This window comes from Polyangium sp. 6x1 (assembly GCF_029946515.1).
GTDB lineage: Bacteria > Myxococcota_A > Polyangia > Polyangiales > Polyangiaceae > Polyangium.
In genome coordinates this window covers 1-26,306 of sequence record NZ_JARZHH010000032.1, presented here as the reverse complement: position 1 = coordinate 26,306, position 26,306 = coordinate 1, and the positions used below count along the sequence as shown (strand labels likewise).

Below are 26,306 nucleotides of genomic sequence, written 5' to 3'. Positions count from 1 at the left end.
GCTCGCCGCCGCATGGTTTTTCTCGTCGTCGGCGACGCCAACGCAGACCTCTCGAGCACGCTCGCGCGTTTCCCGAGCGAGGGCGACGACGTGCCGATGACCGAGCTCGGATACGGCAGCGGCGGTTCGGGCGCGAACGTGGCGACGGCGCTCGCGAAGCTCGGCGCGCGCGCGCGGCTGGTCACGGCGGTCGGGCGGGATCCCGGGGCGGACATCGCGCTCCGGGCCGCGCGGGAAGCGGGCGTGGATCTCGCGTTCGTCGAGACACACCCCACGCAGGCCACCGGACATTGCTTCGTGGCCATTTCCCCGAGCGGCGAGCGGACGTTCCTGAGCTTTCGCGGCGCGAACGCCGCGGTCGCGTGTCCTGATTTCGCGGCCGTGTTCCAGGACGTCGTGCACCTGCACGTGGCGGGGCACGCGCTCCTCGAAGGCGAGCAGTGGATGACGACGCTCGCGCTGATGGAGGAAGCGAATCGCCGCGAGATTCCCATTTCGATCGACATTTGCTTGCCGCTCGTCCGCGCCCGGCCCGAGGAGCTTTTCGCGCTCGCCCCGCGGTTTGCGGTGTTCTTCGGCAACAAGAGCGAGCTCGGCGCGCTCGCCCCGGAGGACCGCCTTGCCACCGCCTGCGAAGCCGCCATCGTGGCGCTCCTCGCGGCGGGCGCGCCGCTCGTGGTGGGCAAGCTCGGCGGCAAGGGCGCCGTCGTGGCCAAGGGGTCCACCCGAACGTTCCTGCATGCCTATCGCGCCAGAGTGCGCGACACAACCGGCGCCGGAGACGGGTTCGTCGCGGCATTCCTTTACGCGTGGCGCCGCGGCGCCTCCCTCGAAGACGCGTGCAGGCTGGGCAACGCCGCAGGCGCGCACATCGTGAGCCGGTTCGGGGCAGCGACGTCGCTGCCGAACCAGGAGGATCTCGTCGAGGTTCTCGCCAAGCACGAAGCCGAGCTCGCTGCATTCTTCACGGATGACAAACCAACGATCGGGAGAGAGACATGACGCCTCCGTGGAAGGCGCGCCTCGACGCGCTCAAGCTCCGGGATCTCGGGGATCTCTTCGGCACGAAAAAACCCGTCCTCGGAATGGTGCATTGCTGGCCGCTGCCCGGCGCACCGGGGTATTCGGGCTACGGGATGGATGTCATCCTGGAGAACGCAATCCGCGACGCCCGCGCGCTCGCGGAGGGCGGCGTGGACGGCATCATCGTCGAGAACATGTGGGACATCCCGTTTCGCGCGGGATCCCATATCGCGCCCGAGAGCATCGCGGCGCACGCGGTCGTGGCGCGGGCCGTGGGGCAAGCCGTGCCCTTGCCGCTCGGCATCAACCTCGTGCACAACGGCGGCGTCGCGCTGCTCGGAATCGCGATCGCCGCGGGCGCGAAGTTCGTCCGGGTGTGCATGCTCGCCGGCGCGGGTGTGTGGGAGGCGGGCTCATGGGACGAGGGATGCGCGGCAGAGCTCTTGCGGCGGCGCAAGGAGCTCGGCGCCGAGCACATCAAGCTGTTCGCCGACGTCGACAAGAAACACTCGGTGCGATTCCCCGGGATCGATCTCGCGACGCACATCGAATGGACGCGTTTTTCCGGGGCCGACGCCCTCATCGTGTCCGGGAAAATGACGGGCGACGCGCCGGATCTCGCGAAGGTGCGGGAGGCCAAGGCGCTCGCCGGGGATTCGCCTGTGCTCATCGGCAGCGGCGCGACCGAGGAGAACGTGACCGCATTTCTCGGCGCGGCCGACGGTGTGATCGTCGGGTCGAGCATCAAGGAGGGCGGGCGCATCGAGGAGCCCGTCGATCCCGAGCGCGTGCGCAGATTCGTACGCGCCGCGCGAGCCGCCGGTTGATACGAGCGCGTCCCCGCATTCCAAGCTACCCTCGCGCGCCGTGACCTCCCGCCAACGCCCCGCCCCGAAGGCCCTGTCCCTCGCCGCCGCTGCGGTGCTGCTCCCGCTCGTCGGGTGCAATCGTTCGTCCACGCCCACGCCTCGGGAAACGTCGCCGGCCGTGACCGCGGTGCCCCCGCCTCTGGGCAATGCCTCGGCGCCCGAGGAGCGCCCGAAGGCGAGTGCTCCTGCGCCGTCACAGATCGATTTTCACGACCTCTTCACGGGCGCGCTGCTGCGTATGCGCGACGAGGAGACCGAGGAGCTCGACGCCGTGCCCACGCGCCGCCTGGGCCTCGGGATGCTCGTCGTGCCGACGGGAAAACTCATGGCGGGCGATCCGCTCGCGAACCTCTCGGCGAATCACGTGCTCGTGCGCGCCGTCCCGCCGGGGCGTTATCCCGTCGAACTGCTGCTCCAGGACGACGAGCGAGGCCGTGTGAATGAATTGCTCCTCGCGCGTGTCGTCTTCGGCCCCGGCCGCCCGACGCGATGGGAGACGGCGGCGGTCGCGGGAGAGAAACCCACGCCGTCTCGCCCCGGCGCGCGCACGGGGTATCCGTCCGACGCCGCGACGGGCTGCTTCATGGATGCGAGCGTGTTCGCCGAATACACGCCGCCGGCTCCGGTACGAACGTCCGTGCGCAATGGCATCGTGTACCAGGAACACCTGAAGGATGACCGCGCCGAGCGAAACAGCGGCGAGCTCATGCAGGCGCTCAAGGCGACCCGCGGCGCGGTAGGCGGGAGCCTCGGTCATGCCGAATGGAAAGGGACCGTCGGAAACATCGTCGCGTTCGGGCTCGGCGGGGATCAGGTGGTCCCGACGTACTGGGGGATCGACGCGAGCGGCGCGGTGGTGGAAATCGTGTCGGTGATCGGCCTCTCGGAAAAGAGGTTTCCGGACGTGCGCTGGCCGGACGGTTGAGAACGCCGGCTACGGCTCGGCGAATGCGCGGTACACGGCCGGATCGGTGATCGAGCGCAGTTTGCCCGCGCCGGCCACGAAGACGTACCGCGTCAGCACGTGGCCGACCTTGCCGCCGAATCGCGAGATCTTGCGACAATCGGCGGTGTAGGTCTGGTCGTCCGCGGCGACCGAGAAATCGCAGAGCTCGTGCACGGCCGCGTAATCTTCGTACTTGCCAAACTCGTGCTCGAAAATGGCGACCGCCTCGGCGCGCGATTTTTCCTTGAGGAAGACCCGCACGCGCTCGTCGAAGAAGCCCGCGAGCGCGGAGGCGCGGCGCGCATTGAAGGTCCGTTCGAGGTCGAGGACGTTCTTCGCCATGGCCCGGAGCATGGCCGGCTGAATGTCGCGGCCCGCCGCGGCGAGCGCGGGCGAGCAGCAGGCCCCGGCGCGGAAGGGGCTCGCCTGCGCCCCGGGGGCGACGGTTTTTCGGCCACACCCCGGCCCCCCACCGCGTACGAAAAACCCCGCGTCGCGCTCGGGCGTGAGAGTCCAGGTCTCGACGGCGGCGATGGCCGGATCGGCCTCGCAGGCGGCTTGCCATTGCGTGGCCGTGCAGAGGTGTTTTCCCGCGGCGACGCAGGCCTCCTCGGCGGCGAGCCAGGTCATGCCCTCGTCGCCCGCCGCGCGCTCGAAGGAAAACTCGCCGAGGAGGCTGCCGTCCGTGAGCGTCTTGCTCGCCACTTTGCGGGAGGGAAGCGCGGGGAGGCTCGGCGCGGCGGGCGGAGGCGCGGCGACGGGCGGCGCGGCGGCCACGCTCGCGGACGGGGGCGCGGAGGGCGCGGCCTCCGGGTCCTTCGTCGGGGACGCGCTTTCGTCCCGACAACCGAGCCCGAGCACGAGCGAGAGGACGAGGAACCCAACGCGGACGAACATTCGCACGCAGCATACAGGCAAGCGCGGGCGAAGGGAATGCGGCGCTCGGGCACGGGCGCTGCACGCGGCCCCTCGCGGGCGGGAGCGCCCGGACGAGGGGGACTCGGATGAGCAAGCCGGCGGGGTGCAAACGGTGGTCGGTCGCAGAGGGGCACGTGGCGAAGCGAGCGGACGGCGCGGAGCCGGACACCGGGAACGACGTGCTCTGGTTGCTCAATGCCTCCGCGCACGAGGCGCACGTGGAGATCATGGTGTACTTCGAGCATCGTGTGCCGGCCGGGCCCTACCGCCTCACGCTCTTGCCCGAACGGAGCCGGCGCGTCCGCTGGCAGGATCTCGAAGGCCCGGAGCCGTTGCCGCTCGGCACGGATTTCGCGAGCGTGATCGAGTCGGACGTGCCGATCGTCGTGCAATACACGCGCGTCTCCGCCGGGGGCGGGGGCGCGATGACGACGATCGCCCACTTCGAGCGCTGCGGGATGTGAGCCTCAGCGTACGGGCGTGCAATTCGGGTAGAGCCGCTGCATCGCGGTCGCGCTGCAAAGCGCGAGGATGGCGGGCTGCGTGAGCGTGGTTTGCCGCGCGGCGCGCTCATAACACGCGATCGGCGCGAGCGAGTCGGCGCAGCGGCAGAGCTCTATCGCTTGCACGGAGAGCAGGAGCCCGGCCGAGGCCCGCTCGTAGCAGGCGATCGGCGCGTCGGACGTCGCGCCGAGGCACAGGAGATACGCGTCGTTCTGCGAGAGCAGCGTTCGCTCGCGAGCGCGCTCGTAGCAGCCGAGGGCGGGGAACGATTCTTCCTCCGCCTGGACCGGGACGAGCGCCGCGGCGAGCGGGCGCGCGCCTCGGAGCTCGCTGGAGCTGGAAATGGTGCGCGCGTCGCGCTCGCAGGAGGCGAGCGAGGCGACGAGCGCAGCCCCGAGCAAGGCTCTCGTCGTGCTCATGTCCGTCCACGCATGCAATGGTCGGGCGAGAGCGCATGGGCGGAACGCCGTGCCGGGAAGGCACGGTCGATGCGAAAAAGGCTTCGCGCTCCGCCGCCTCAGCAAGAAAAAGCAAGCGAACGTGGGCGAGCGCCCCTTGACACGATTGCCCTCCATGCGCCATGTACGGCCTCGCTGCAAAGTCGGACGATCGGCCTGAACGGTCATGTCGGCAATGCAGTACACAAACACTGGGCATTGATTCTTCGATTACTTCGTTGACAGCCGAGACCACGAGGCGCCGGCGGTAAGGGAGCGGCACGGAATGGCGAGGCATGACGTTTCTGGGCTCCGCGACGCGGGGCTGCGGATTGGTTTGTCCGAGGAGGGGAGCGAGGCGATGGCCGCCGCGCTGGAGGCGCTCGCCGCGCAGAGAGTCGCCGATCGCGATTTCTGCGTGCGGACGCTGCCGCGCGTCTCCCGGACGTTCGCGCTGTCGATCCTGTCGCTCCCCGAGGGGCTCTCCGATTCCCTCTGCGCCGCGTATCTCCTCTGCCGGGTCGTCGACAGCATCGAGGACGCGAATCCGATCGCGCCCGAGACCCGCGTTTCGCTCTTCGACGCGTTCGACGCGCTCATGCGGGGCGAGGCGGGGTCTTTGACGGAATTCGAGGCCCGATTCGCGGACGAGGCCGTCGGGATGGCCGAGGCCGATCGCGCGCTCTGCAAGGGCGCGGGCGCGGTGTTTCGCGTGTTCCGTGGTCTACCCGCGGCCGATCAGGAGGCGATCCGGCCGTGGGTGCTCGAGATGAGCCGGGGGATGCGCGAGTACGCGGGGCGCGCGGACGCCGAAGGAAAGACGCGCATCCGCGACGTGGCCGATCTCGAACGATATTGTTATTTCGTGGCCGGCACGGTGGGCGAGCTGCTGACGTCGCTCTTCGAGCGCACCGTGCCCGGCGCGAGCGAGGAGGTCCGCGCGGCGGCGCGGAGCCGCGCGACGCGGTTCGGCCTCGGCCTGCAGATGGTGAACGTGCTGAAAGACGTCGCCGAGGATCTCGACCGCGGCGCATGTTTCCTGCCGGAAGACGTGCTCGCCCGGCACGGGGTTCGTCGCGACGTACTGCTCTCGCCCGAGGCGCGCGCGGGCGGCCTCGCGGCCGTGTCCGAGGTGTGCGCGATCGCGCGAGGGCACCTCGACGCCGCGACGGAGTACACGCTTTGCTGGCCCGGCCGCGAGGGCGCGGAGGTGCGCGCATTCTGCGCGGTGCCGCTCGCGCTGGCGATCGCCACGCTGCGCGAGGTGGAGCGGGGCGAAGACACGCTCGTCCGCGGGCGCGAGCCGAAGATCAACAAGCGCCTCGTGGCCGAGGTGCTCGCCGGCGCCCGGCGCGCGGCCGAGAGCGACGCTGCGCTGACGGCCTTGTTCGCCCGCGCAGCGGAGGCCGGTCCGAGCGCGCCCGCGGGCGGCACGGGGCGCGCAACGATGCCTCTGCTCCGCGCGCGGAGGCCGCCGGTGCCGCCGGAGCGGCGCGCGTCGATGACGGTGATCCGCGGCGGCGCGGACGCGAAGAAATCGGGCAACGAGGCCTCTCGGAATGACGCGCGAACCCGCGAGGGGCGCGTGCTCGTCACGGGCGGCGCGGGGCACCTCGGGCAAAACCTCGTCCGGCGCCTCGTCGCCGAGGGCAAGGACGTCCGCGTGCTCGTGCGGAGCGCGCGCGGCGCGGCGGCGCTCGCGGGGTTGCCCGTCGAGGTCGTGACCTGCGACGTGCGGGACGCGGACGTGCTCGGCGCGGCGACGCGCGGCGTCGCGGAGGTCTATCACGCGGCGGCCCTGGTGGCCGAGGGCGACGAGCGGGCGTTTTTCGAGACGAACGTGCTCGGGACACGCGCGCTGCTCGGCGCGTGCCGCGAGGCGGGCGTGCGGCGGGTCGTCGTGACGAGCTCGCTCGACGCCGTGCAGTACGACGACGCGCGCGGCGCGGCGATCGACGAGACGACGCCGCTCGACCCGTTCTCCGCGCACTCGCCACACGCGCGGACGAAGGCGCTCGCGGAACACGAGTGCTTGAAGGCCGTGGCGGACGGGCTCGACGTGGTCGTGGTCGCGCCGACGACGCTGGTCGGTCCATTCGACGAGCGGCCGAGCGCGATCGGGCGGGCGCTCGTCGATCACGCGAACGGGAAGCTCCGCGCCTTCGCGCGTGGCGCGCTCCTGCTCACGTCGACGCGCGACGCGGTGGACGCGCACGTCGCCGCGATGCGGAGCGGGCGCAAAGGGCAGAAGTACGTGATCACGACCGAGCTCGTTTCGATCGACGATCTGCTCTCGTTCTTCGAGGAGGCGAGCGCGCGGCGCCGCCCGCCGTTCGCCGTGCCGGCTCTGCTCGCGCAGACGTCGCTCGCCCGCAAGCTCGCGGCGGCGCGGATGCTCGGGGGCGAACGCCCGCCCGGCGCGCCCGCGCCCGCGTCCTCGCCGCGGCGCGCGGACACCTCGAAGGCGGAGCGCGAGCTCGGCTTCGTGCCCACGTGCGTGCGGAGCGCAGTGTACGACGCATACGCCGATTTCTTCCGTCGGGCGCTCGTGCCCGAGGGCCCCGCGTCGCGCGGGGCGCACGTCACGCGGCCGTGATCGCGTGAGACCAGGGGCTCCTGCGACGCCCGGTTTGTCTGGGCACGCAGGCCGCCTTCGTTTCGACAGGGGGGGACCAGTTCAGGGGCGCCGCAGGCGAACGCCGCGGCCGTGAATGACGAACGAGGTCCTGCATGAATGGGAAGGCAGAGGGGATCGACTACGACATCGCCGTGATCGGCGCAGGTCCGGTCGGATGCGTGTCGGCGCTCGCGTTCGCGAAGCGAGGCGCGAAGGTGCTTTTGCTCGAATCGAACCCGCGCGCAGTCGAGAGGCTCGCCGGTGAATGGCTGCACCCGCCCGCCGTGGAGATCCTCCGCGGGATCGGCGTGGATCTGCCGGCCGGCGCGACGCACGAGACGGGGCGCGGGTTCGTCCTGTACCCCGACGACGGCACGAATCCGATCGCGCTGCCTTATCGCGCCGGCAACGTCGGCCACGCGATCGAGCACGTCCGGCTCGTCGAGCGGCTGCGCGAGCGCGTGATGGGCGAGGCGCTCATCGACTACCAGCCCGGCTCGCGCGCGACGAACATCGTCCAGCAAACGCTCTCGTACCAGCAAAAGGCCGGCGGGACGCGCTCGGTGCGCGCCGGGCTCGTCGTGGGCGCGAGCGGGCGGAGCGGCGTGGCGCACGCGGCGCTCTCGATCGACCGGAGCGCAGCGACGTATTCGCGCATGGCGGGGCTCCTGCTCGAAGGCGTGCGCATGCCGCTCGAAGGCCACGGCCACGTGTTCCTCGGCGGTCCGGGGCCGGCGCTCGCGTATCGGCTCGACGATCGGCACGTGCGGCTCTGCCTCGACGTGCCCCTCTCGATGCGCGTGCAGCGGAGCAAAGCGGCGACGCTCTGGGACGCGTTCTCGTCCGTGCTGCCCGAGGCGCTGCGGGGCGCGTTCCGCAAGGTGCTCGAGTCCGGCGAGATCTCATGGGCGACGAACCAGATCCGGCCGCGCGTCGATTACGGCCGCGAGGGGCTCGCGCTCGTGGGCGACGCGGTGGGCCACCACCACCCGCTCACGGCGCTCGGCATGACGCTCGGCTTCCAGGACGCGATCGCGCTCGCGGAGGCGAAGAGCTTCCGCGCCTACAGCCGCGAGCGCGCGATCCAGAGCCGCGCGCCGGAGATGCTCGCCGTCGCGCTCTACGAGGTCTTCGCCGACACGTCGGACGAGACGGCGGCGATTCGCAGCGGGATCTACGATCTCTGGCGGGAGCAACCCGCGGAGCGGATGCGCACGATGGGCTTCCTCTCGTGCGAGGACACGAACCCGCTGCATTTCGGCGGATCGTTCCTGAAGGCGTTGCTCCGGGCGTCGAGCGCGATCGTGCGCGATGGCGTGGTGCGGCGCGACCCGCGGCACGCGGCGGGCGTCGCGGGCGAGCTCGGCATGCGCATCCGCTGGCTCATGCGGGCGACGCTCCACCTCACGCCGGCCGAGCCCACGCGGGATTTCCCGCGCTCGGCCGAGGATCGATACGGCGCGGCGCTGAAGGCTTCGGCCGGGCGGGCCGAGGTGCTGGAGCACCCGGCTGCCGAACGCGCGACGCGGCTCGGAAAGGCGCGGCTCGAGCCGCGGACAGCGCTCGCGCGGGGCGTGCGCGCGCTCGTGGCCGAGCAGGCCGAGGACGGCTCGTGGGAGGGCGAGGTCATCTGGAACCCGATGCTCGCGGCCCAGTACGTCATGGCGTGCCACGTGATGGGCTTGCCGATCGATCCGGTGCGTCGCGAGCGGATCTTGCTCCAGTTCGCGCGGACGCGTTTGTCCGATGGAACGTGGGGCATGCACGAGCTGTCGCAGCCCTACCTGTTCGTCACGACGCTCGTGTACGTGGCGGCGCGCCTGCTCGGCGTGCCGGCGGAGGACCCGATGCTCGCGAAGGGACTCGCGTTCCTCCGGAGCGAGGGCGGCGCGGCGGCGATCCCGAGCTGGGGCAAGGTGTGGCTCGCGCTCTGTGGTCTTTATGGCTGGGAGGGCGTGCCGAAGATTTTGCCCGAGGCGTGGCTCTTGCCCCGATCGTGGGCGCTCCACCCGTCGAAGTACTATTGCCACACGCGGTACATCTACCTCGGCATGTCGCTGCTCGTCGCCGCGCGGCGGAGCGCGCCCGAGACGGCGCTCACGCGGGCGCTCCAGGACGAGCTGTATCCCGGCGGGTTTGGCGCAGTCGATTTCGCAGCGGCGCGGCGGCAGCGGCGCGCGGCAGAGCTCCAGACGCCGCCGAGCCTGGCCGTCGAATTCGCGTATCAAGCGTTCGAGGTCGTCGATCGGGTCCGCACGCAGAAATCACGCGCAGGCCTGCTCTCGGCGCTCCGCGAGGAGGTGCGTTACGATCTGCGCGCGAGCGGGCACACGGCGTTGTCGCCCGTGAGCGGGCTGCTCGGAATCCTGGCGCTCTGGATGAACGACCCCAACGACCCGGACGCGATGCTCGCGCTGGAGCGATTCGAGGGCTGGATCTGGGAGGACGACACCGACGGCCTGCGCGTCGCCGGAGCGCGCAGCGCGACCTGGGACACGGCCTTCGCAGCCCAAGCGCTCGTGGCCGCCTCGAAGCACGTGGACGTCTCCGAAGCGCTCACGCGCGCGGACCGATTCTTGGAGGAGCAACAGATCCGCGAGGCCGTCGGAGACGCCGCAGCGCACGACCGGCTCGATCCACGCGGCGGGTATTGCTTCGCCGGCGTCTGGCACGGCTGGCCAGTGAGCGATTGCACGGCCGAAGCGATGCTCGCGCGGCTGGAATCACCGCACCCGCGGGCCTCGGCCGAGGACATGGCAGCAGCAGCGCGGTTCGTGCTCCGCTGCCAAAACCCGGACGGCTCGTTCGGCAGCTACGAGGCGCGGCGGACGAGGATGCCCCTCGAATGGCTGAACCCCGCAGAGATGTTCGGCGATTCGATGAGCGAAGCAGCCTACGTCGAATGCACGGCCTCATGCATCGCAGCGCTCGCAGCATTCCAGAAGCACCACCCGGAGATCCTGCGGAGCGAGGTCGACACCGCAATCCGCAGAGCCGCCGCGAGCCTGCGAGCCCTCCAGCGCGCAGACGGCTCGTTCCCAGCAGCCTGGGGCGTGTGCTTCATCTATGGCACGATGTTCGGCGTGCGCGGCCTGCTCGCAGCCGGCGCGCCGCCACACGACCACGCCATCCGAAAAGCATGCGCGTGGCTCAAAGCACGGCAGCGCCCCGACGGCGGCTGGGGCGAGCATCACGAAAGCGCAATCCGCGGCCAATACCGCGAAAACGACCGGAGCCAGGTGATCCAGACGGCCTGGGCCATCACCGCGCTGCTCGAAGCAAAGGACCCAGACTGGGACGCAATCGATCGCGGCGCGCGCTTCCTCGCCGCCGCCCAACGCGACGACGGCACGTGGCCCACGGAAGAGCCGGCCGGCATCTTCTTCCGCACAGCGCTGCTCCATTACACGCTGTACCGGAGCTATTTCCCGGTCGCCTCCCTCGGCCTCTACGAGACCCGCAGGGCCGGCCGCGAAGTCTGGGGCCGCGAGCGCGCCACCGCATTCGAGCCAGCGTTCGGCTGACGGCGTCGCGCCGGGGCTCTGCCCCGGACCCCGCGGGGGCTGTTCGCCCCTCGACCCGAACCAGGGCCAGCCCTGGACCTCTGGGCATCGACTGCGCTTCGCGCAGTCGATGCGGGGGAAGGTTTTTCAAGCTGTTTGCCCCCTCTTTAGCAGGGCCAGCCCTGGACCTCAGGGGGAAGAACTGCGCGATGCGCAGTTCTTCCCACAGGCCGATGGCAAGACCACGAAGGTCTTTTCACGCGTCGACGGGCCTTGCCGGTCGAACCGTCTTGATGGCAGGATCGCCCGTGGTCTTGACCTGGCCCGTTCGATGAACTGCGCATCGCGCAGTTCATCGACCACGAGTCCAGCGCTTGCGCTGGTCCGGGTCCAGGGGCGGATAGCCCCGGTGGGGCCTGGGGCAAAGCCCCAGCGAGGCGCCTCCCCGATGAGACCGCTTCAGCCGTGGGCCTTGCTCATGATCTTGTGCAGCTCGTCGATCGAGAAGCCGAAGGCGCGGGCGAGGGACTGGAGTGCGAGGCCTTCCTTCTGGCCGACGCCGCCGTCGAGCCATGCGACGGCGGAGGCGACGAGCAGGGTTGCGCGGCGGAGCTCCGGGTCGGGGAGGATCTCGGCGATGGCGTGGGCGCGGGCGTCGATGCCTTCGGAGGCGCGGCCTTGGGCTTCGTTGGCCATGGCGGCGAGCTGGTCGGCGGCGAACTTGTTCTCCGTGAGTGCGCCGACGCGATCGACGAGACGCTCGGATTCGCTGCTCGTGTAACGGCCGTCCGCGGATGCGACCAGGTAGGCGGCCTCGACGAGGGCGCCGATCTGGCTGCCGATGTGCGCCTCTGCGGCGGCGTGCTGGGCTTCGGCTTCGGCCTTCGCGGCGGCCTCGCGCTCGAGCATTTCCTTGTAGGCCTCTGCCTGCGAGAGTGCCTCTTGCACTGCTGCGACGTTCCCCAGGCTTCCCAGCCGCTTCACTTCCGCCATGATGACCTCCCTTTCTTTCGGGCAGCGACCTTCGCACGCCCGAGGCGGCATTGTCCACGACCTTCCCGTGCAGGGGCGATACGATACCGGCCCACATGCCCAAGGCGCCCTGCCCGAAGACCTCTGCTTGGCTCGCCGTGCTCCTGCCCCTTGCCGCTTGTGATCTTGGGGCTCGGATGCCGGAGCTTGTCGCTCGAAGCTCTGCGGCGCTCGTCGCGACCGAGGAGATCGAGCTCACGGCGCCTGATGGTGCTCCGAGCGACTTCTTTGGGCGCTCCGTGGCGCTCTCGGGGGACACGGCGATCGTCGGCGCGCCTGACGAGGACACGACGGGCACGGATGCGGGTGCGGCGTACGTGTTCGTTCGGACGAATGGGGCTTGGGGGTTCGAGCAAAAGCTCGTGGCGAGTGATGGCGGGCCGGGGCAATGGTTCGGGTTCGACGTCGCCGTCGATGGGGATGTCGCCGTCGTGGGCTCGCCGAAGGCCGACGGCGCGATGTCGGCGTCGGGCGCGGTGTATGTGTTCGTCCGGACGAACGGCGTTTGGACGGAGCAGCAAAAGGTGTTCGCGAGCGACGGGACGTCGGGCGATACGATGGGCCAGGCGGTCGCCTTTGCGGGCGGGACGCTCGTCGCGGGGGCGCCGGCCGAGGGTACGAAAGGCGCGGACGCGGGGGCGGTGTATGTATTCGGCGAGAAGGGGGGCGTATTCACGCAGCAGAAGAAGCTCCTCGCGGCGGACGGGCAGGCGGGAGATGAGCTGGGGGCGTCGGTTGGTTTTTCCGGGCAGACCGTGATTGCAGGCGCGCCGGGGGAGGACGACGCGGGGGCGGGCGCGGGCGCGGCGTATGTGTTCGTGGGCGCTGGTCCGGTGTGGAGCCAGCAAAAGAAGTTCGTCGCGGGGGACGGGCAAGCGGGGGACGCGTTTGGTTCGGCGGTGGCGATCGAGGGGGACACGGCGATCGTGGGCGCGCCGCTCGCGAATGCGGCGGGAGGCGACGCGGGGGCGGGGTATGCATTCGCGCGCGTCGGGCTCACGTGGGCGGAGGCGGGGAAGCTCGTGCCGGCGGGGCTCGGGTCGGACGATCGGCTGGGGACGAGCGTGGCCATCACGCAGGGCCGGGTGATCCTGGGCGCGCTGCTCGACGATACGAAAGGATCGAATGCGGGCGCGGCGTACGTGTTCACGGCGAGCGGGCCCGGCTGGTCCGAGGGGCTCCTGCTCGTGGCGGGCGACGGGACGGCGGGCGACGCATTCGGGATCTCGGCGGCGATCGAAGGGGAGACGGCGATCGTGGGCGCGTACCTGGAGGACGACGCCGGGACGAATGCGGGGTCGGCGTATGTGTTCGTCCTGAAAAACGAAGCGGGGGAGGCCTGCGCGACGGCCGCGTCGTGTGCGAGCGGGTTCTGCGTGGATGGCGTGTGCTGCGACAGCGCGTGTGATCTCGGCGCGTGCGACGCGTGCTCGGTGGCCGCGGGCGCGAGCGCGGATGGGGCGTGTACGCTGCTGACGGGGACGGCGTGTGACGACGGCGACGCGTGTACGGTCGGCGATACCTGCGCGGAAGGCGTATGCACGAGTGGAGCGCCCAAAGATTGCGGCGGGGGCACGTGCACGGACGGTCAATGCATGACGGTGGCGGACGCGGGCGCGGACGCAGATGCCGAGGCGGATGCGGATGCCGGGGCGGATGCGGATGCGGCCGCGGATGCGGAGGCAGATGCAGATGTCCCCGCCGACGAAGGCGTCCGCCTCTCCGGCGGCGCTTGTCAGATGAGCCGCGGCACAGGCGAGCCCGCCGACTGGTTTTTCCTGGCGCTCCTCGCGGCCGCGCTCGGAGGGCAATTCAGGTCCGGTCGAGGAGCGCCGCGAGGGACTCGAGCTGCGTCTTGATCTCGTCCCGCGCGCGGCGGAATCGCGCGAGCATCTGCTCACGGCCGAGGCTCGGATCGTCGCTCGCGGGATCCTCGATGGGCACGTAATAGTGCTGCTTGTCGCTCAAGGCCGCCGGACAGACCTCCTCGTCGCAGAGGCGGATCACCGTGTCCACGGAGTCGGGATCGATCGTGCCCACGAATTTCGAGGTGTGTCCGCCGAGGTCGATCCCGATCTCCCGACAAACCTCGACCGCCCACGGGCTCACGTGCGAGGGCTCGCTGCCCGCGCTCTGGACGCGGACGTCGCCGCCGAAGATGGCCCGACCGAGCCCCTCGGCCATCTGGCTGCGCGCGGAGTTTCGTACGCACAAGAAAACGATGGATCGCATCTTGGGCCGTCGGAACGTCATTTCCCCCTCACCCGGCTGTCATCGGCCTCGCGCCGCGTGACGCCCTCCCGGTCGAACAACTCGAGCAGCGGGATCGCCTGCCGCCGTCCGAGGCCCGAAAGATCTTTGAAATCGGCGATCGACATGCGGCCGTGTTTGTCGAGGTGCTCTTTCACTTTCGCGCGGAGCGCGTCGATGCCGGCCCGGAAAAACCAGAGCTCGCCCGCGTGAATCGCGTGTCCCTCGCGCACGAGCTTCGCGAGGATCGCCTTCACTTCCTTCGGCGAAGCGCCCGAGGCTTCCTTGACGCCGAACTCGGTCAAACCCTTGAGCTCGGCCTTCTCCAGCGCCGTGAGCGCCGCGCCGAGCGCGCCGAGCGCGCCCGAGGCCGACGCAGCCGTGATCTGAGGCGCGCGCACCACGTCGCCCTCGACGACGATGGGCTCGCCCGCGACGCTGCCGCTCTTCGAGGCGGCGAGCTTGATGATCTCGTCGGCCGCCTCGGCCCCGGCCCGCTCCGCGAGGCGCGCGCGCAAGGTTTCGAGGACCATGCCGCGATCGAGCGGGTTCTTCTTCTGATGCGCGGCGACGAGGCCACGCGCCTCCACGGCGAGCTCGACGAGGGCCGTCCGCGGCACCCAGCCGATGCGCTTGATGCGCGCGAGCTCGCCCTTGTCGCCGAGCTTGTCGGCCGCACGTTCGAGCTCGGCCGCGGGCAAGGAGAAGCGCGAGGGCAAGACGTCCCGGAGGAGCGGGCGCGGCGAGGATTCGAGGGCGAGCGCGCGCATGACCGCTTGCGCGTCGCGCGAGACGAAGAGGGCTTCGAGGACGGCGAGGCGCGCGGCGCGGCCACGCTTGCGGAGGCTCGGCGGCGGGCGCGCGTCGAGGACCTCGCCGCCGCCGAGCACGGCGCCCGCAGGGCCGTCGACGTCCGAGCCGCGCAGGACGAACCGATCCCCGCCGACCACGGCGAGCGCGTCGGCGAGGCGGAGCCGCGCGAGGCGGCGGCCGTCTTCGAGGGGTTCGCCGAGCAGATCGAGCTTGCCCGAGGAGCGCGCGGTGCCGATGTACACCGAGACGCTCATGCCGCTGCGCACGGGGGCCGTGGCGCGGAGGGAGACGTCGATGCGGCGCGTGGGGACGATGCTGGGATCGTCGGTGACGAGGTCGCCGCGGTGCACGGATTCGAGCGGCAAACCCGCGAGGTTCAAGGCGAGGCGGGTCGGCGCCTCGGCGACGTCGACGGCGCGATCGTGCACGTGCAGGCCACGCGCGCTCGTCTTGTGGACCTCGCCCTCGGCGCTGCGCTCGCCCGCGCGGCCGGTGCCGACGACGTAGAGCGGCGCGCCGAGCGGGATCTTGCCTTCGACGAGGGTGCCCGTGACGACGGTGCCTGCGCCACGCACGGAGAAGACGCGGTCGACGCCGAGGCGCGCGCGCGGCGCGGCGGCGGGCGGCGGGAGCGCGGTCAGGGCGCGACGGACGGCGTCGCGGACGGCGTCGAGGCCCTCGCCCGTGCGCGCGGAGCAGAGCACGACCTCGGCCTGCATGCGGCCCGCGAGCAGCTCCACGGCCTCGTCGCCGGCGAGGCGCGCGAGCTCCTCGCCCACGCGATCCATCTTCGTCACGACCACGACGGCGCGGCGAATGCCGAGCAGCTCGCAGGCGGCGACGTGCTCGCGGGTCTGCGGCATGACGCCCTCGTCCGCCGCGACGACGAGCATCACGACCTCCATGCCGATCGCGCCGGCGATCATGGTGTGCACGAGGCGGCGGTGGCCGGGCACGTCGATGATGCTGACCTCGACGTTGTCTTCGCCCGGGGCGCCCCCCGCGCCGAGGCTCCACGGCGCGAAGCCGAGCTCGATCGTGATGCCGCGACGCTTCTCCTCGGGCAGGCGATCGGTGTCGATGCCCGTCAGGGCGCGGACGAGCGTGGTCTTGCCGTGGTCGACGTGACCCGCGGTGCCGAGGACGAAGCGGCGCACGGCGCGAGGGTAGCGCGAATCGAAGCGGACGCGACAACGCTAGACGTCGTCACGTTCGACAAACCGTGAGAGATGCCACGCGCTGAGCGGCACCATCACGAGCGCCAGCAGATCCGTCGGATCCGCCAGGTTCCGGAACGACCTCGCCCCGCCGAACGGCGCATCCAGCACCCCGAGGAGCGCCCGGTGCACGCCCGTGAACGCAGGCCACGTCTTCAGCAGCGCGAAGTACGCCACGCTCACGCCGCACGAGAGCCAGATTCCACGGCGTCCCACGCGCAGCCCCACGCGGGCACCGCACAGCCGCGCGATCGTGAGCAGCCACTCCGCCGCGGCCACCAGGAACACCGGCAAGAGAAAGCAGATCGCGAGATCCGAGAGCTTGCCGCTCACCACCCCCGGATGCCTGCGTCGCAGCCAGAAGACGTTGAACGCGAGCGCCACCGCCGCGAGAAACGACCATGGGTGCAAGAGCGCCCGGCCCGGGACGTCGCCGCGCTCCCGAGGCTCAGAGCGCACGCCAGACGATCCTGTCCGTGAGCCACTCGACCGGCGCATGATCGTCGGTCAACACCGGCGTGTCCGCAGGCCAGGTCGCGGGCCGCATCGAGGCGTGCTGCGCGGCGAGATCACGCAGCACGGCGGCCGTCTGCGCCGAGACCGAGAGCCCCGCGATCCCGACGCCCTCGGCGGGCGCGTGCTCGGTCGCCACCAGGATCGTGTTCGATTGGTTCGGCGGATCCGCCGCCTGCACGTGCGGGAAGACCTGCGCCATCGTGCGCGCGAGCGCGTGCACGACGCCGCGCTCCTCACCGTGACGGCCCGCATTCACCATGAGCACGCCGCCCGGCGAAAGGCAGCGCCGCGCCGCCGCGAAGAACTCCACTGTCGCGAGCTGGAACGGCACGTACGGGAACTGGAATGCATCGAGCACGATGACGTCCTTCGTCCCCGGCGCGCGCTCTGCCTCGGCCTCGAGGAAGGGGCGCGCGTCGTCGATGATCACCTCGGCCCCCGGCAGCTCGAAGCCGAGCCACTTGCGGCCCGCCTCCACCACCGCCGCATCGAGCTCCACGCCCACCACCGCCGCCGCCGGGTAGAGCCGCCGGAAGACCTCCGCCGACGTGCCGCCGCCGAGCCCGAGGAGCAGCACGCGCTCGGGGCTCGGCCGCGTCCCGTAGCCCGGCGCCATCGCGTAATAGGCCCACACGTCGCGCGCGGGTAGCTCGCCGTCGAGGCGCGCGAACGATTGCACGGCGAAGCCGTCGTTCACCCGGATCTGCCGCTCGCCGCTGCGCTCGACCACCGCGATGTGGTTGTGGAGCGACTCCCCTGCCCAGAGCAGCCGCCCACGCGCGACCGTGGGCGTGGGCAGCGGCGCGAAGGCAAGAGCCACGGTCAGCGCCGAGGTCGAGAGCCCGGCGATGGTCTCCCGGCGCGCGCGGGCGCGAAAGCCGAACGCCGCGGCGCCCACCGAGAGCAGCACCGCGGCCACGTCGAACGTCGCGCGCGTCCCCAGCCAAGGCAGCAGCACGAGCCCCGCGCCGAACGTGCCCACGAGGCTCCCGAGGGTCCCCAGCGCCGAGAGCTGCCCGGCGAGGCGGCCGAGCTTGCCGGTCGCCTCGCCGTCGCCTCCATTCCCGGCTGCGTGCATCACGAGCGGGGGCAGCGCGCCCAGCGAGCCGATGGGGAGCGCGATGGCGAGGGCCGTGATGGCCGCGAGGAGCCCGAGCGAGGCGGCGTCCCCCGCGCGGAAGCGCGCGAGGGTCGACGAGAGCACCCACGGCACCACGCGCGGCAGCGCCGCGAAGAGCAGCGACGACGCCAGCATCAGGCGCACGATCCACAGCGAAGCCGCGCCGCGCGCGCTGAGCCAACCGCCGAGCAGGTTCCCGAGCGCGAGGCTGCCGAGCACCGTGCCGATGAGCATCGCCCACGTCGTGGTGCTCGTCCCCAGGTGCGGCGCGAGGAGCCTGCCCGCGGCGATCTCCCCGTTCATCACGGCCGCGCCGCCGAGGAAGCTCAGCCCCAGCCATGCACCGAGCCCTCTCGGGCGCGCGATGTCGGTCATTTCACGGCCGTGAGGCGCGCCGTGCACGTGCCGAGGCCGCCTTCTGCAGGCGGGTCGACGTTGATGGCGCACTTCACGTCCTTCCCGAGCTGCGTCGTCAAGTCGACCGTGCACGTGGCCACCAGGGCAGGCGCCCCGCCGCCGCCGCCCGCGGTCCCGCCGCCGCCCGCGATCCCACCGCTGCCCGCGGTTCCGCCGCCGCCCGCGGCCCCGCCGCTTCCCCCAGCGCCCGTGTCCTCGGTCGAGGCGACCGGGAGCCGGAAGGTGACCCCTGTGCTCACGAACGGCTCGTCCTCATCGCTGCACGAACCGACCACGCCCCCGGAGACCGGGGCGACGTCGCCCGAGACCTTGGTGATCGGCAGGCTCGCTTCACGACGGGTCATTCCCGGCTGCATGGAGCCATTGATGCGGATGCGGCCGCTGAGGTCACCGCCGCAGGTCGTGGTGATGTCGAAGGTGCGGTCGAAGGACGACTGCGCACATTGTCCCTCTGCGCTGTCGGCCATGAGCAGCGAAAAGAGGCCCGCTGTGGCGAGGATGCTCGCGGAATGACGAACGGTGCGAAACAGGTTCATGGTGTCTCCAAGGAAGGCAAGGCGTCGCGCAAGTATCCGAACTTACATGCGATACCGGCGCCGGGCGACGATGCAAAATCCCGGCCTCGAGGTCCAGCTTGCACCAGGCAAGCCGTGAAGCCTGGTCTGCGGGCATCCTGTGCCGGGGCTGCGCGGGGCGCGGGGCTGACATCGCGATCCGGGTGGTTGTACTCGTGGCCGGGAACCGAAGTTCGCCGAAGAACCATTCCCTCACGACAGCTCGATCGCCTCGTGACGCAGTAGCCCTGCTCGGCGAAACCCGCTAGAAGGGCAGGTGGAAGCGCGCGGTCGGCTGGTGCCACCCCCGGTCTTCAAAATCGGTGCGGGGCAGTTCCGCTGTCCTGGGCAGGTTCGATTCCTGTGCGCTTCCGTCGTCTTCGCCGCGGCGTTTTCACGCCGATGTGCTGTTGCATCGACCGCATCGCGGTCGATGCACCTGAGGTCCAGGGCTGGCCCTGGTCCGGGTCCAGGGGTGGACAACCCCTGGTCGGGCCCGGGGTGAAACCCCGGCGCTACGCTGCCGTCGCAGCGACGCTCAGCTTTCGCCGCCGTCGGTCTTGCCGTGGATGCCGTGCCGCTTGAGGTATGTGCGGACGTGGGCGCGCTCCATGCCGGCGCGGCGTGCGATCTCCGAGATGTTGCCTTTTGCCTCGTCGAAGAGGGCTGCGAAGTATTCGCGCTCGAAGCGCGCGAGCACGTCGTGCTTGGCTTCCTGGAATGCTTTGCCCTTGAAGGATGCGCTTGCGCTCGACACGGGGCCGCCTGCGTTGCTCGAGGGCGGCGGGCCTGCGACGTGGGGCTCGTGGATCTCCGTGAGGGCTCCGAGGTGCGCTGCGACGTCGAGCTCCTCGCCTTCGCCTCCGAGTGCGTAGGCCACGGCGACTGCGTTTTTCAGCTCGCGCACGTTGCCGGGCCAGTCGTGACGCATCAGGCGTTCGAGTGTCGAGTTCGAGACGCGGTCGAACGAGGCTTCGTCGCCGCCGAGATCTCGCAGCATGCGACGCACGAGCACGGGGATGTCTTCGAGCCGCTGGCGCAGCGCGGGGAGCTCCACGCGCACTTGGGCCACGCGGAAGTAGAGGTCGCTGCGGAAGGCGCCGGTGTTCACGGCTCGCACGAGATCTCGCCTCGTTGCGGCGAGCACGCGCACGTCGACCTCGCGGTACGAGGAGCCGCCGACGCTCTTGATGCGCCGCTCGGCCAGCGCGCGGAGCAGCTTGGGTTGCACCTCGATCGGCAGCTCGCCGAGCTCGTCGAGGAAGATCGTCCCGCCTTCGGCTTCCACGAAGGGCGAGAGGCGCTTGTCGACGGCGCCCGTGAAGGCGCCGCGCTCGTGACCGAAGAGTGTTGCTTCGGCCAGGCTCGACGGGATTGAGCCGCAGTCGACCACGACGAACGGCTTTTTTGCGCGCGGGCTCGCCTGGTGGATCGCCTGTGCCACGACCTCCTTGCCTGTGCCCGTCTCGCCCGTGATGAGCACGGTGAGGTCTGTTGGCGCGACCTTGGAGAGCTTTTCGAAGATGCCGCGCATGCCTGCGCTCTGCGCGACGAGCGGGCCGAAGGCCGGGATCGAGGGCACCGTGATCCGCTCGGGCCGCGCTGGCTCGAAGGAGAGCTCGGTCTCGCCGAGGCGCAGCTTGCAGGCCGCGAGCAGGAAGACCTCGCCGACGCGCACGCCGCCTGCGAACGTGCCGTTGCGGCTGCCGAGATCTCGCACGCGCACGCCTTGCTCGGTGGCCACGAGCTCGGCGTGGACGGCGCTGATCTTCGCGTCGTCGAGCACGATGCTGCACTGGGCGTTGCGGCCCACGATCACCGGCTCGGTGCCCACTTCCACCCAGCCCGCTTTGCCGGCCTTGATGCGGCCTCCGCGGACTTCGACCTTGTTTCGTGAAAGGACGGTCGCGTCGTTCACGGCGTCACCCGATTCGTCACCTGCCGGTCCTGCGTCCTCGCCCCGGCTCCAAGGAAACGTCGGGCGAAAGCCCGATCAGCGGCGTATCTACCGTCTCCGTGGGCGGATGATCCACCCACGTGGGTTGATCGTCCTGGCTTGCTGCTGCGTCTGCCTCGTCCGAGATCGTCGGCGGATCGGGCGGACCCACGGGGAGCGACGAGGGCAAGGGTGCCCGCGCCGGCGGGGGCGGCTGGATCGCGCGTGGTCCTGGCGCCAGCGTGCGCCATGCGTCGAGCGCCTCGCGCGCCGTGGGGAACCGGTTCTCGCGTTTGCGCTCGAGCGCGCGTTCGAGGAAGCGCTCGATCCCTGCGGGCCAGCGGTCGCCTGTCGCTTCGGCCAGGCTCGGGGCTTGCCGTTCGAGCTTCATCGCCACGAGCAGCGCTGCGGTCGTCCCTTCGAAGGGCAGCCGCCCCGAGAGGGCGCGGAATGCGACGGCGCCGACGGCGTAGATGTCCGCTCGTTCGTCGGCGCGCGCGGCGCCGCGCACCTGCTCGGGCGCCATGTAGGCGAACGAGCCCAGCGTTGCGTCGAAGGCCGTCAGCGTCGGCTCGTTTTGCTCGCCATCGCCGCGCTTCAGCTTCGAGATGCCGAAGTCCAGGATCTTCGCGCGCTCGGGCCGATCGGGGTACGCGGTGCGCTCGAGGAAGATGTTTCCGGGCTTCAGATCCCGATGGATCACGTCTGCCGCGTGGGCCGCGCAGAGGCCGCAGAGCACGTCCTCGATCATCGGGAAGACCTCGGCGAAGGGCAGGTATTGCTCGCGCTTCAGCCGATCGGCCAGGCTCTCGCCGTCGAGCCTTTCGAACACCAACAAATGTGCGCCGTCGGGCGTCTGGCCCACGTCGAGCAGGCTGCAGACGTAGGGGCTCTGGATGGCCGAGGCGATCTTGGCTTCGCGCTGGAAGCGCTGCACGAGATCGGGCTTCACGGCGGCGCGGGCGAGCAGCACCTTGATGGCCACCTCACGCCCGGTCGTATCGCTCCGAGCAGCCCACACCTCCCCCATACCGCCGCGGCCGAGGAGGCGGGTCACTCGGTAGCCCGCGAGGATGTCGCCAGGGTGGATCGCCACGGACCAGGTATCAACGACCGTACCAGCGAAGGCGTGGGCAGTGGAAGGGAGAAACGCGGCGTGTGTGGCACGGGGAACGATGCGCGCGCGGGCGCCGGAAAAGTGTTCGGATCCACTCGACCCTGCCTCGCACTGCCTGTACGCTCCGGCCGGCCATGCCGCGAACCGCCGAGGACGTAGAGAGCTTCCTCCTGCAACTGAGCCGCCCCTTCGAGAACGACGGCGGGACGTACCTCGTCTCCGCCGGCGAAGACAAGCCGCCGATCGCGATCCGCGTGGCGCCGCCGATCCTCGCCGTACGTGTTTCGATCGGCCCGCTGCCGAAGGACCCCGAGCACCAGAACAAGTTGTTCCGCCGGTTGCTCGAGTACAACGCGACGGACCTGATGCACGCCGCCTACGGCATCGACGATCACACCGTCGTGCTCTCGGCCGCGTTGCCCCTCGACAACCTCGACCTCAACGAGCTCGAGGCCACGCTGAGCGACCTCGATCTCGCGTTGGCGCGTCACGTGCCGACGCTGCACGATCTCGCCACCACCTAGCTCACCTAGCTCGCGAGACCAGTTCGGACGAGAGGCCAATCGAGATGGGAATTTTCGCGCGACTCGCCACGCTCATCAAGTCGAACCTGAACGACCTCATCAGCCGCTCGGAGGATCCCGAGAAGATGCTGAACCAGGTCGTCATCGACATGTCCAACCAGCTCATCGAGGCGAAGAAGCAGGTGGCCGTCTCGATCGCCGACGAGAAGCGCCTCGCCAAGCAGGCCGAGCAGGAGGCCGCGAACGCCGCCGAATGGGAGCGGCGCGCGATGCTCGCGATCAAGGCCGGCGACGACAACCTCGCGAAGGAAGCGCTGGCCCGGAAGAAAGAGCACGACCAGCTCGCCGCGTCCTACAAGGACCAGTGGCAGAAGCAGAAGCAAGCGGTCGAGCAGCTGAAGACGGCGCTCCGCCTGCTCAACAACAAGATCGAAGAGGCCAAGCGCAAGAAGAACGTCCTCATCGCGCGGAAGAAGCGCGCCGAGGCGCAGAAGGCCATCCAGGAGACGCTCTCCGGGCTGAACAACGCCTCTGCCTTCGAGACGTTCGATCGCATGTCGGCCAAGATCGACCAGATCGAGGCCGAGGCCGAGGCCGCGGGCGAGATCCAGGAGCAGTACACGGGCGACACGCTCGCGCACCGCTTCGGTCAGCTCGAGGCCACGCAAGGCGCCGAGGACGACCTCATGGCGCTGAAGCGCAAGATGGGCGTCGCTCCGCCGGAGCCGCCGAAGGAGGTCGCCCCCGCGCAGGTGCGCGTCGCGGGCCCGGCCCCCGCCCCGCCGACGCAGGCCGAGCAAGACGAGCTCGCCGCCGCGCTCGCCGAGCTCGAAGCAGAAGAGCAACGCGAGCAAGCCCGCATGAAGCGCTAGTCGAGTAGTACCTGCCATGAGTGAAGCTGGGACGACGGGCACGGGATCCGTCCGCCCTCCCGCGGAGCAGCGCGCGCCTGCAAGCAAGGCGCAGCCGCCAGCCACCGCGGGGAAGGACGGGCCCGTTTACGCAGAGGACATCGACGCCCTCCTGGGTCGACTCGGCGCGAGCTCGAGCGGCGGGCTCGACGAGGCCGAGGCCGAGGCGCGGCTCGCGAAGTACGGCAAGAACAGGCTGCCGGATCCGCCGCAGAAGAGCGCGCTCCGGAGGCTGTTCGAGCAGTTCGCGAACCCGCTCGTCCTGACGCTGCTCGCGGCGGCCGCGATCGCGGTCGTCGTCGGCTTCACGGATCACGAGGGCGGGATCCTGCATCGCTTCGGCGACGCGATCGCGATCCTCCTGATCGTCATCCTCAACGCGTTCCTCGGCTACTACCAGGAGCGTCGCGCCGAGGCCGCGCTCGACGCGCTGCAGAAGCTCAGCGCGCCCTCCGCGCGCGTGCGCCGCGGCGGCAAGGTGAAGGTCATCGCGGCCGAGGACGTGGTCCCCGGCGACCTCCTCGAGCTCGAAGCGGGCGACGCGATCGCGGCCGACGCGCGGCTCGTGCAGACGATCGACCTCGCGACCGAGGAGGCGGCGCTGACGGGCGAGAGCACCGCCGCGATGAAGGACGCGCTCGCGCCGGTCACGGTGGACGCGCCGCTCGGCGATCGCGTGAACATGGTCTTCACGGGGACGACGGTCGTGCGCGGCAAGGCGCGCGCCGTCATCACCACGACGGGCAGCGGCACCGAGCTCGGCAAGATCGGCGAGATGATCCGGTCGGTCGGCGAGACGAAGACGCCGCTCGAAGAGCGCCTCGAGTCGTTCGGCTCGACGATCCTGCGCGCCTGCCTCGTGCTCTCGGCGGTCCTGCTCGGCTGGGGCTTTTTGCGCGGCGGCCGGCCGTGGCACGAGCTCTTGCTGGAGGCCGTGAGCCTCGCGGTCGCCGCGATCCCCGAGGGCTTGCCCGCGATCACCACGATCACGCTCGCGCTCGGCATGCAGCGCATGGCGCGGCGCGGGGCCATCGTGCGCAAGCTGCCGGCGGTCGAGACGCTCGGCGCGGCGACGGTCATCGCCTCGGACAAGACCGGCACGCTCACGCAGAACGAGATGACCGTGCGGGTCGTCTACACCGGCGGCAAGCGCTACCAGGTCACGGGCGAAGGCTACGATCCGCACGGCGCGTTCCGGCCCGAGGGCGAGATCGACCTCGAAACGGACAAGCTGCCCGCGCCGCTCACGTACACGCTCTCGACGGCTGCGCTCTGCAACAACGCGCACCTCGAGCAGGACAAGGAGACGAAGAAGTGGCGCATCGTCGGCGATCCGACGGAAGGCGCGCTGCTCGCGCTCGCGGCCAAGGGCAACCTCGCCCGCGAGTCCGTCGCTCCTTCGCACCAGTTCGTCCACGAGCTGCCCTTCGACAGCGACCGCAAGCGCATGACGGTGATCACGCGCGACCAGCACGGCCGCGAGATCGCGCACGTGAAGGGCAGCGTCGACGTCCTGCTCCCGCTCTGCGTGAAGTACGCGACCGACGACGGCGTGCGTGGCCTGACCGAGGAGGATCGGCGCACGATCACGCACGTCGCCGAGGAGATGAGCGGGCAGGCGCTGCGCGTGCTCGCGCTCTGCCGTCGCGTGCGCAAGGACGGCGTGGAGGACGGCGACGTCGAGCGTGAGCTCACGTTCCTCGGCCTCGTGGGCATGATGGATCCGCCGCGCGCGGGCGTGAAGGAGGCCGTCGCGACGTGCAAGGCGGCCGGGATCCGCGCGGTGATGATCACCGGCGATCACAAGCTCACGGCGACGGCGATCGCCAAGGAGATCGGCCTCTGGGACGAGGGCGACGAGGCGATCACGGGCTCGGAGCTCGCGAAGATGACGGACGAGGAGCTCACGAAGCGCGTGGAGCACCTGCGCGTCTTCGCGCGGACCACGGCCGAGCAGAAGCTCCGCATCGTGCGTGCGTTCAAGGCGAAGGGGCACGTCGTGGCGATGACGGGCGACGGCGTGAACGACGCGCCGGCGCTGCGCGAGTCGCACATCGGCGTGGCGATGGGCCTCGGCGGCACGGACGTCGCGCGGCAAGCAGCCGACCTCGTGCTCGCGGACGACAACTTCGCCACGATCGTCGAGGCGGTGCGCGAGGGACGCGCGATCTACCGCAACATCCAGAAGTTCATCTTCTTCTTGCTGTCGTCGAACATGGGCCTGCTCGTGGCCGTGTTCGTGGTGTCGTTCTTCGGCAAGTGGCCGCCGCTGACGCCGCTCATGATCCTGTGGATCAACCTCGTGACGAACGGCCTGCCGGCCCTCGCCCTGGGCATCGATCCGCCGGATCCGCACCTCATGCGCGAGCCGCCGCGCGACACGTCCGAGGGCCTCCTGAACCGCCGCGACTACCTCGGGATCCTCTACGTCGGCGGGATCATGGGCGCCGCCGCGGTCGCGCTCTACGTGCTGTCGCCGCAGGACGAGACGGGGCTTTTGCAGACGCGGGCCCTCGCCTTCTCGCTGCTCGCGCTCTCGCCGCTCTTCCACGCGTGGAGCTGCCGGAGCCCGATCCTCTCGGCGTTCTCGTCGAAGCCGCTCGTGAGCCTCCCGCTCTTCCTCGCGTGCGCGGCGAGCGCGGCGATCCACCTCGTCGCGATCCTCGTGCCGAGCCTGCGCCCGGTCTTCCGGACCTACGCGATGTCCCCGAACGAGTGGATGATCCTGCTCGTGCTGTCGGCCCTCGTGGTGCCGGCCGTGGAGGTCGCCAAGGCGATCGATCGGGCGATCCGCAAGCGTACGGCCTGACCGAGGGTGTCGGGACGTCCCGACCCCGACGCGTCACGGTGACGCGCGCGTCTCCAAACCTTCGGACCCCCGCGCGTCACCCTCTCCCCTCCCCCTCCGCGCCTTCCGACACCCCCTCGCGTCACGAGGACGCGCGCCCCTCGCCGCGCGCCGACCCCCTCGCGTCACGGTTGCGCGCCGCCCTCGCCTCGCGCCCGACACGCCCGCGCGACGCCGACGCGCGCCCCTCGCCTCGCGCCCGACACGCCCGCGCGACGCCGACGCGCGCCCCTC

General features: G+C 70.7%; 20 protein-coding genes and 1 tRNA gene. 11 read left to right on the top strand and 10 right to left on the bottom strand.

Annotation, left to right across the window (positions count from 1 at the left end; genetic code table 11):
* Positions 1-12 precede the first annotated feature (12 nt).
* From QHF85_RS27185 to QHF85_RS27175, 3 genes are read left to right on the top strand one after another with little or no spacing between them, the layout of a single operon-like run.
* Complete coding sequence (locus QHF85_RS27185; protein ID WP_281330240.1) at positions 13-1,002, top strand: carbohydrate kinase family protein; 990 nt, start codon at positions 13-15, stop codon at positions 1,000-1,002.
* Positions 999-1,850 carry a BtpA/SgcQ family protein gene (locus QHF85_RS27180; protein WP_281330239.1) on the top strand — a complete coding sequence of 284 codons (852 nt, stop codon included), beginning with the start codon at positions 999-1,001 and terminating at the stop codon, positions 1,848-1,850. Before QHF85_RS27185 ends, QHF85_RS27180 begins: the two co-directional genes overlap by 4 nt.
* A gap of 40 nt (positions 1,851-1,890) precedes the next feature.
* Positions 1,891-2,817, top strand: coding sequence for a DUF4241 domain-containing protein (locus QHF85_RS27175; RefSeq protein WP_281330238.1), 927 nt, complete (start codon positions 1,891-1,893; stop codon positions 2,815-2,817).
* 9 nt (positions 2,818-2,826) lie between these two features.
* Here QHF85_RS27175 and QHF85_RS27170 read toward each other — a convergent pair whose 3' ends face one another.
* Complete coding sequence (locus QHF85_RS27170) at positions 2,827-3,735, bottom strand: hypothetical protein (protein ID WP_281330237.1); 909 nt, start codon at positions 3,733-3,735, stop codon at positions 2,827-2,829.
* A gap of 107 nt (positions 3,736-3,842) precedes the next feature.
* Between QHF85_RS27170 and QHF85_RS27165 the strand changes: the two genes are divergently transcribed.
* Complete coding sequence (locus tag QHF85_RS27165; protein WP_281330236.1) at positions 3,843-4,220, top strand: sensory rhodopsin transducer; 378 nt, start codon at positions 3,843-3,845, stop codon at positions 4,218-4,220.
* 3 nt (positions 4,221-4,223) lie between these two features.
* Here QHF85_RS27165 and QHF85_RS27160 read toward each other — a convergent pair whose 3' ends face one another.
* Complete coding sequence (locus QHF85_RS27160) at positions 4,224-4,679, bottom strand: hypothetical protein (RefSeq protein ID WP_281330235.1); 456 nt, start codon at positions 4,677-4,679, stop codon at positions 4,224-4,226.
* Between the two features lie 304 nt (positions 4,680-4,983).
* Here QHF85_RS27160 and QHF85_RS27155 point away from each other — a divergent pair, with 304 nt between their 5' ends.
* Both QHF85_RS27155 and QHF85_RS27150 read left to right on the top strand, forming a co-directional pair.
* The gene (locus QHF85_RS27155; RefSeq protein WP_281330234.1) at positions 4,984-7,293 is read left to right on the top strand and encodes a squalene/phytoene synthase family protein; all 2,310 of its coding nucleotides are present in this window, start codon (positions 4,984-4,986) and stop codon (positions 7,291-7,293) included.
* 134 nt (positions 7,294-7,427) lie between these two features.
* Positions 7,428-10,838, top strand: coding sequence for a prenyltransferase/squalene oxidase repeat-containing protein (locus QHF85_RS27150; RefSeq protein ID WP_281330233.1), 3,411 nt, complete (start codon positions 7,428-7,430; stop codon positions 10,836-10,838).
* A gap of 438 nt (positions 10,839-11,276) precedes the next feature.
* On the opposite strand, the gene QHF85_RS27145 is transcribed toward QHF85_RS27150, so the two are convergent.
* Positions 11,277-11,810, bottom strand: a complete 534-nt coding sequence (locus QHF85_RS27145) for a tellurite resistance TerB family protein (RefSeq protein ID WP_281330232.1) — start codon at positions 11,808-11,810, stop codon at positions 11,277-11,279.
* A 95-nt stretch (positions 11,811-11,905) separates the two neighbouring features.
* Here QHF85_RS27145 and QHF85_RS27140 point away from each other — a divergent pair, with 95 nt between their 5' ends.
* On the top strand, positions 11,906-13,708 hold the full coding sequence (locus QHF85_RS27140) for a hypothetical protein (protein WP_281330231.1): 1,803 nt from the start codon (positions 11,906-11,908) through the stop codon (positions 13,706-13,708).
* Here the strand turns inward: QHF85_RS27140 and QHF85_RS27135 are convergent.
* From QHF85_RS27135 to QHF85_RS27115, 5 genes are read right to left on the bottom strand one after another with little or no spacing between them, the layout of a single operon-like run.
* Positions 13,662-14,081 (bottom strand): arsenate reductase ArsC, encoded by a 420-nt coding sequence (locus QHF85_RS27135; RefSeq protein WP_281330230.1) that lies wholly within the window; start codon positions 14,079-14,081, stop codon positions 13,662-13,664. The genes QHF85_RS27140 and QHF85_RS27135 overlap by 47 nt on opposite strands.
* A gap of 17 nt (positions 14,082-14,098) precedes the next feature.
* Complete coding sequence (gene selB / locus QHF85_RS27130; protein ID WP_281330229.1) at positions 14,099-16,069, bottom strand: selenocysteine-specific translation elongation factor; 1,971 nt, start codon at positions 16,067-16,069, stop codon at positions 14,099-14,101.
* A 39-nt stretch (positions 16,070-16,108) separates the two neighbouring features.
* On the bottom strand, positions 16,109-16,588 hold the full coding sequence (locus QHF85_RS27125) for a hypothetical protein (RefSeq protein ID WP_281330228.1): 480 nt from the start codon (positions 16,586-16,588) through the stop codon (positions 16,109-16,111).
* Entirely contained in the window at positions 16,578-18,140 is a 1,563-nt protein-coding gene (locus QHF85_RS27120; RefSeq protein WP_281330227.1) for a fused MFS/spermidine synthase, read from the bottom strand. The genes QHF85_RS27125 and QHF85_RS27120 overlap by 11 nt, the downstream gene beginning before the upstream one ends.
* Positions 18,137-18,718, bottom strand: a complete 582-nt coding sequence (locus tag QHF85_RS27115) for a hypothetical protein (protein ID WP_281330226.1) — start codon at positions 18,716-18,718, stop codon at positions 18,137-18,139. The genes QHF85_RS27120 and QHF85_RS27115 overlap by 4 nt, the downstream gene beginning before the upstream one ends.
* A gap of 297 nt (positions 18,719-19,015) precedes the next feature.
* On the opposite strand from QHF85_RS27115, the gene QHF85_RS27110 reads away from it, so the two are divergent.
* Positions 19,016-19,110, top strand: a tRNA-Sec gene (locus tag QHF85_RS27110).
* A gap of 164 nt (positions 19,111-19,274) precedes the next feature.
* Here the strand turns inward: QHF85_RS27110 and QHF85_RS27105 are convergent.
* Positions 19,275-20,654 (bottom strand): sigma 54-interacting transcriptional regulator, encoded by a 1,380-nt coding sequence (locus tag QHF85_RS27105; protein WP_281330225.1) that lies wholly within the window; start codon positions 20,652-20,654, stop codon positions 19,275-19,277.
* Positions 20,655-20,670: 16 nt separating this feature from the next.
* Positions 20,671-21,768: a serine/threonine-protein kinase gene (locus tag QHF85_RS27100; RefSeq protein WP_281330224.1), complete on the bottom strand. Its 1,098-nt coding sequence runs from the start codon at positions 21,766-21,768 to the stop codon at positions 20,671-20,673.
* A 155-nt stretch (positions 21,769-21,923) separates the two neighbouring features.
* Between QHF85_RS27100 and QHF85_RS27095 the strand changes: the two genes are divergently transcribed.
* From QHF85_RS27095 to QHF85_RS27085, 3 genes are read left to right on the top strand one after another with little or no spacing between them, the layout of a single operon-like run.
* Positions 21,924-22,313: a CesT family type III secretion system chaperone gene (locus QHF85_RS27095; RefSeq protein ID WP_281330223.1), complete on the top strand. Its 390-nt coding sequence runs from the start codon at positions 21,924-21,926 to the stop codon at positions 22,311-22,313.
* 44 nt (positions 22,314-22,357) lie between these two features.
* On the top strand, positions 22,358-23,185 hold the full coding sequence (locus QHF85_RS27090; RefSeq protein ID WP_136928401.1) for a PspA/IM30 family protein: 828 nt from the start codon (positions 22,358-22,360) through the stop codon (positions 23,183-23,185).
* Between the two features lie 16 nt (positions 23,186-23,201).
* Positions 23,202-26,033 (top strand): cation-translocating P-type ATPase, encoded by a 2,832-nt coding sequence (locus tag QHF85_RS27085; protein WP_281330222.1) that lies wholly within the window; start codon positions 23,202-23,204, stop codon positions 26,031-26,033.
* The last annotated feature ends 273 nt before the right edge of the window (positions 26,034-26,306 follow it).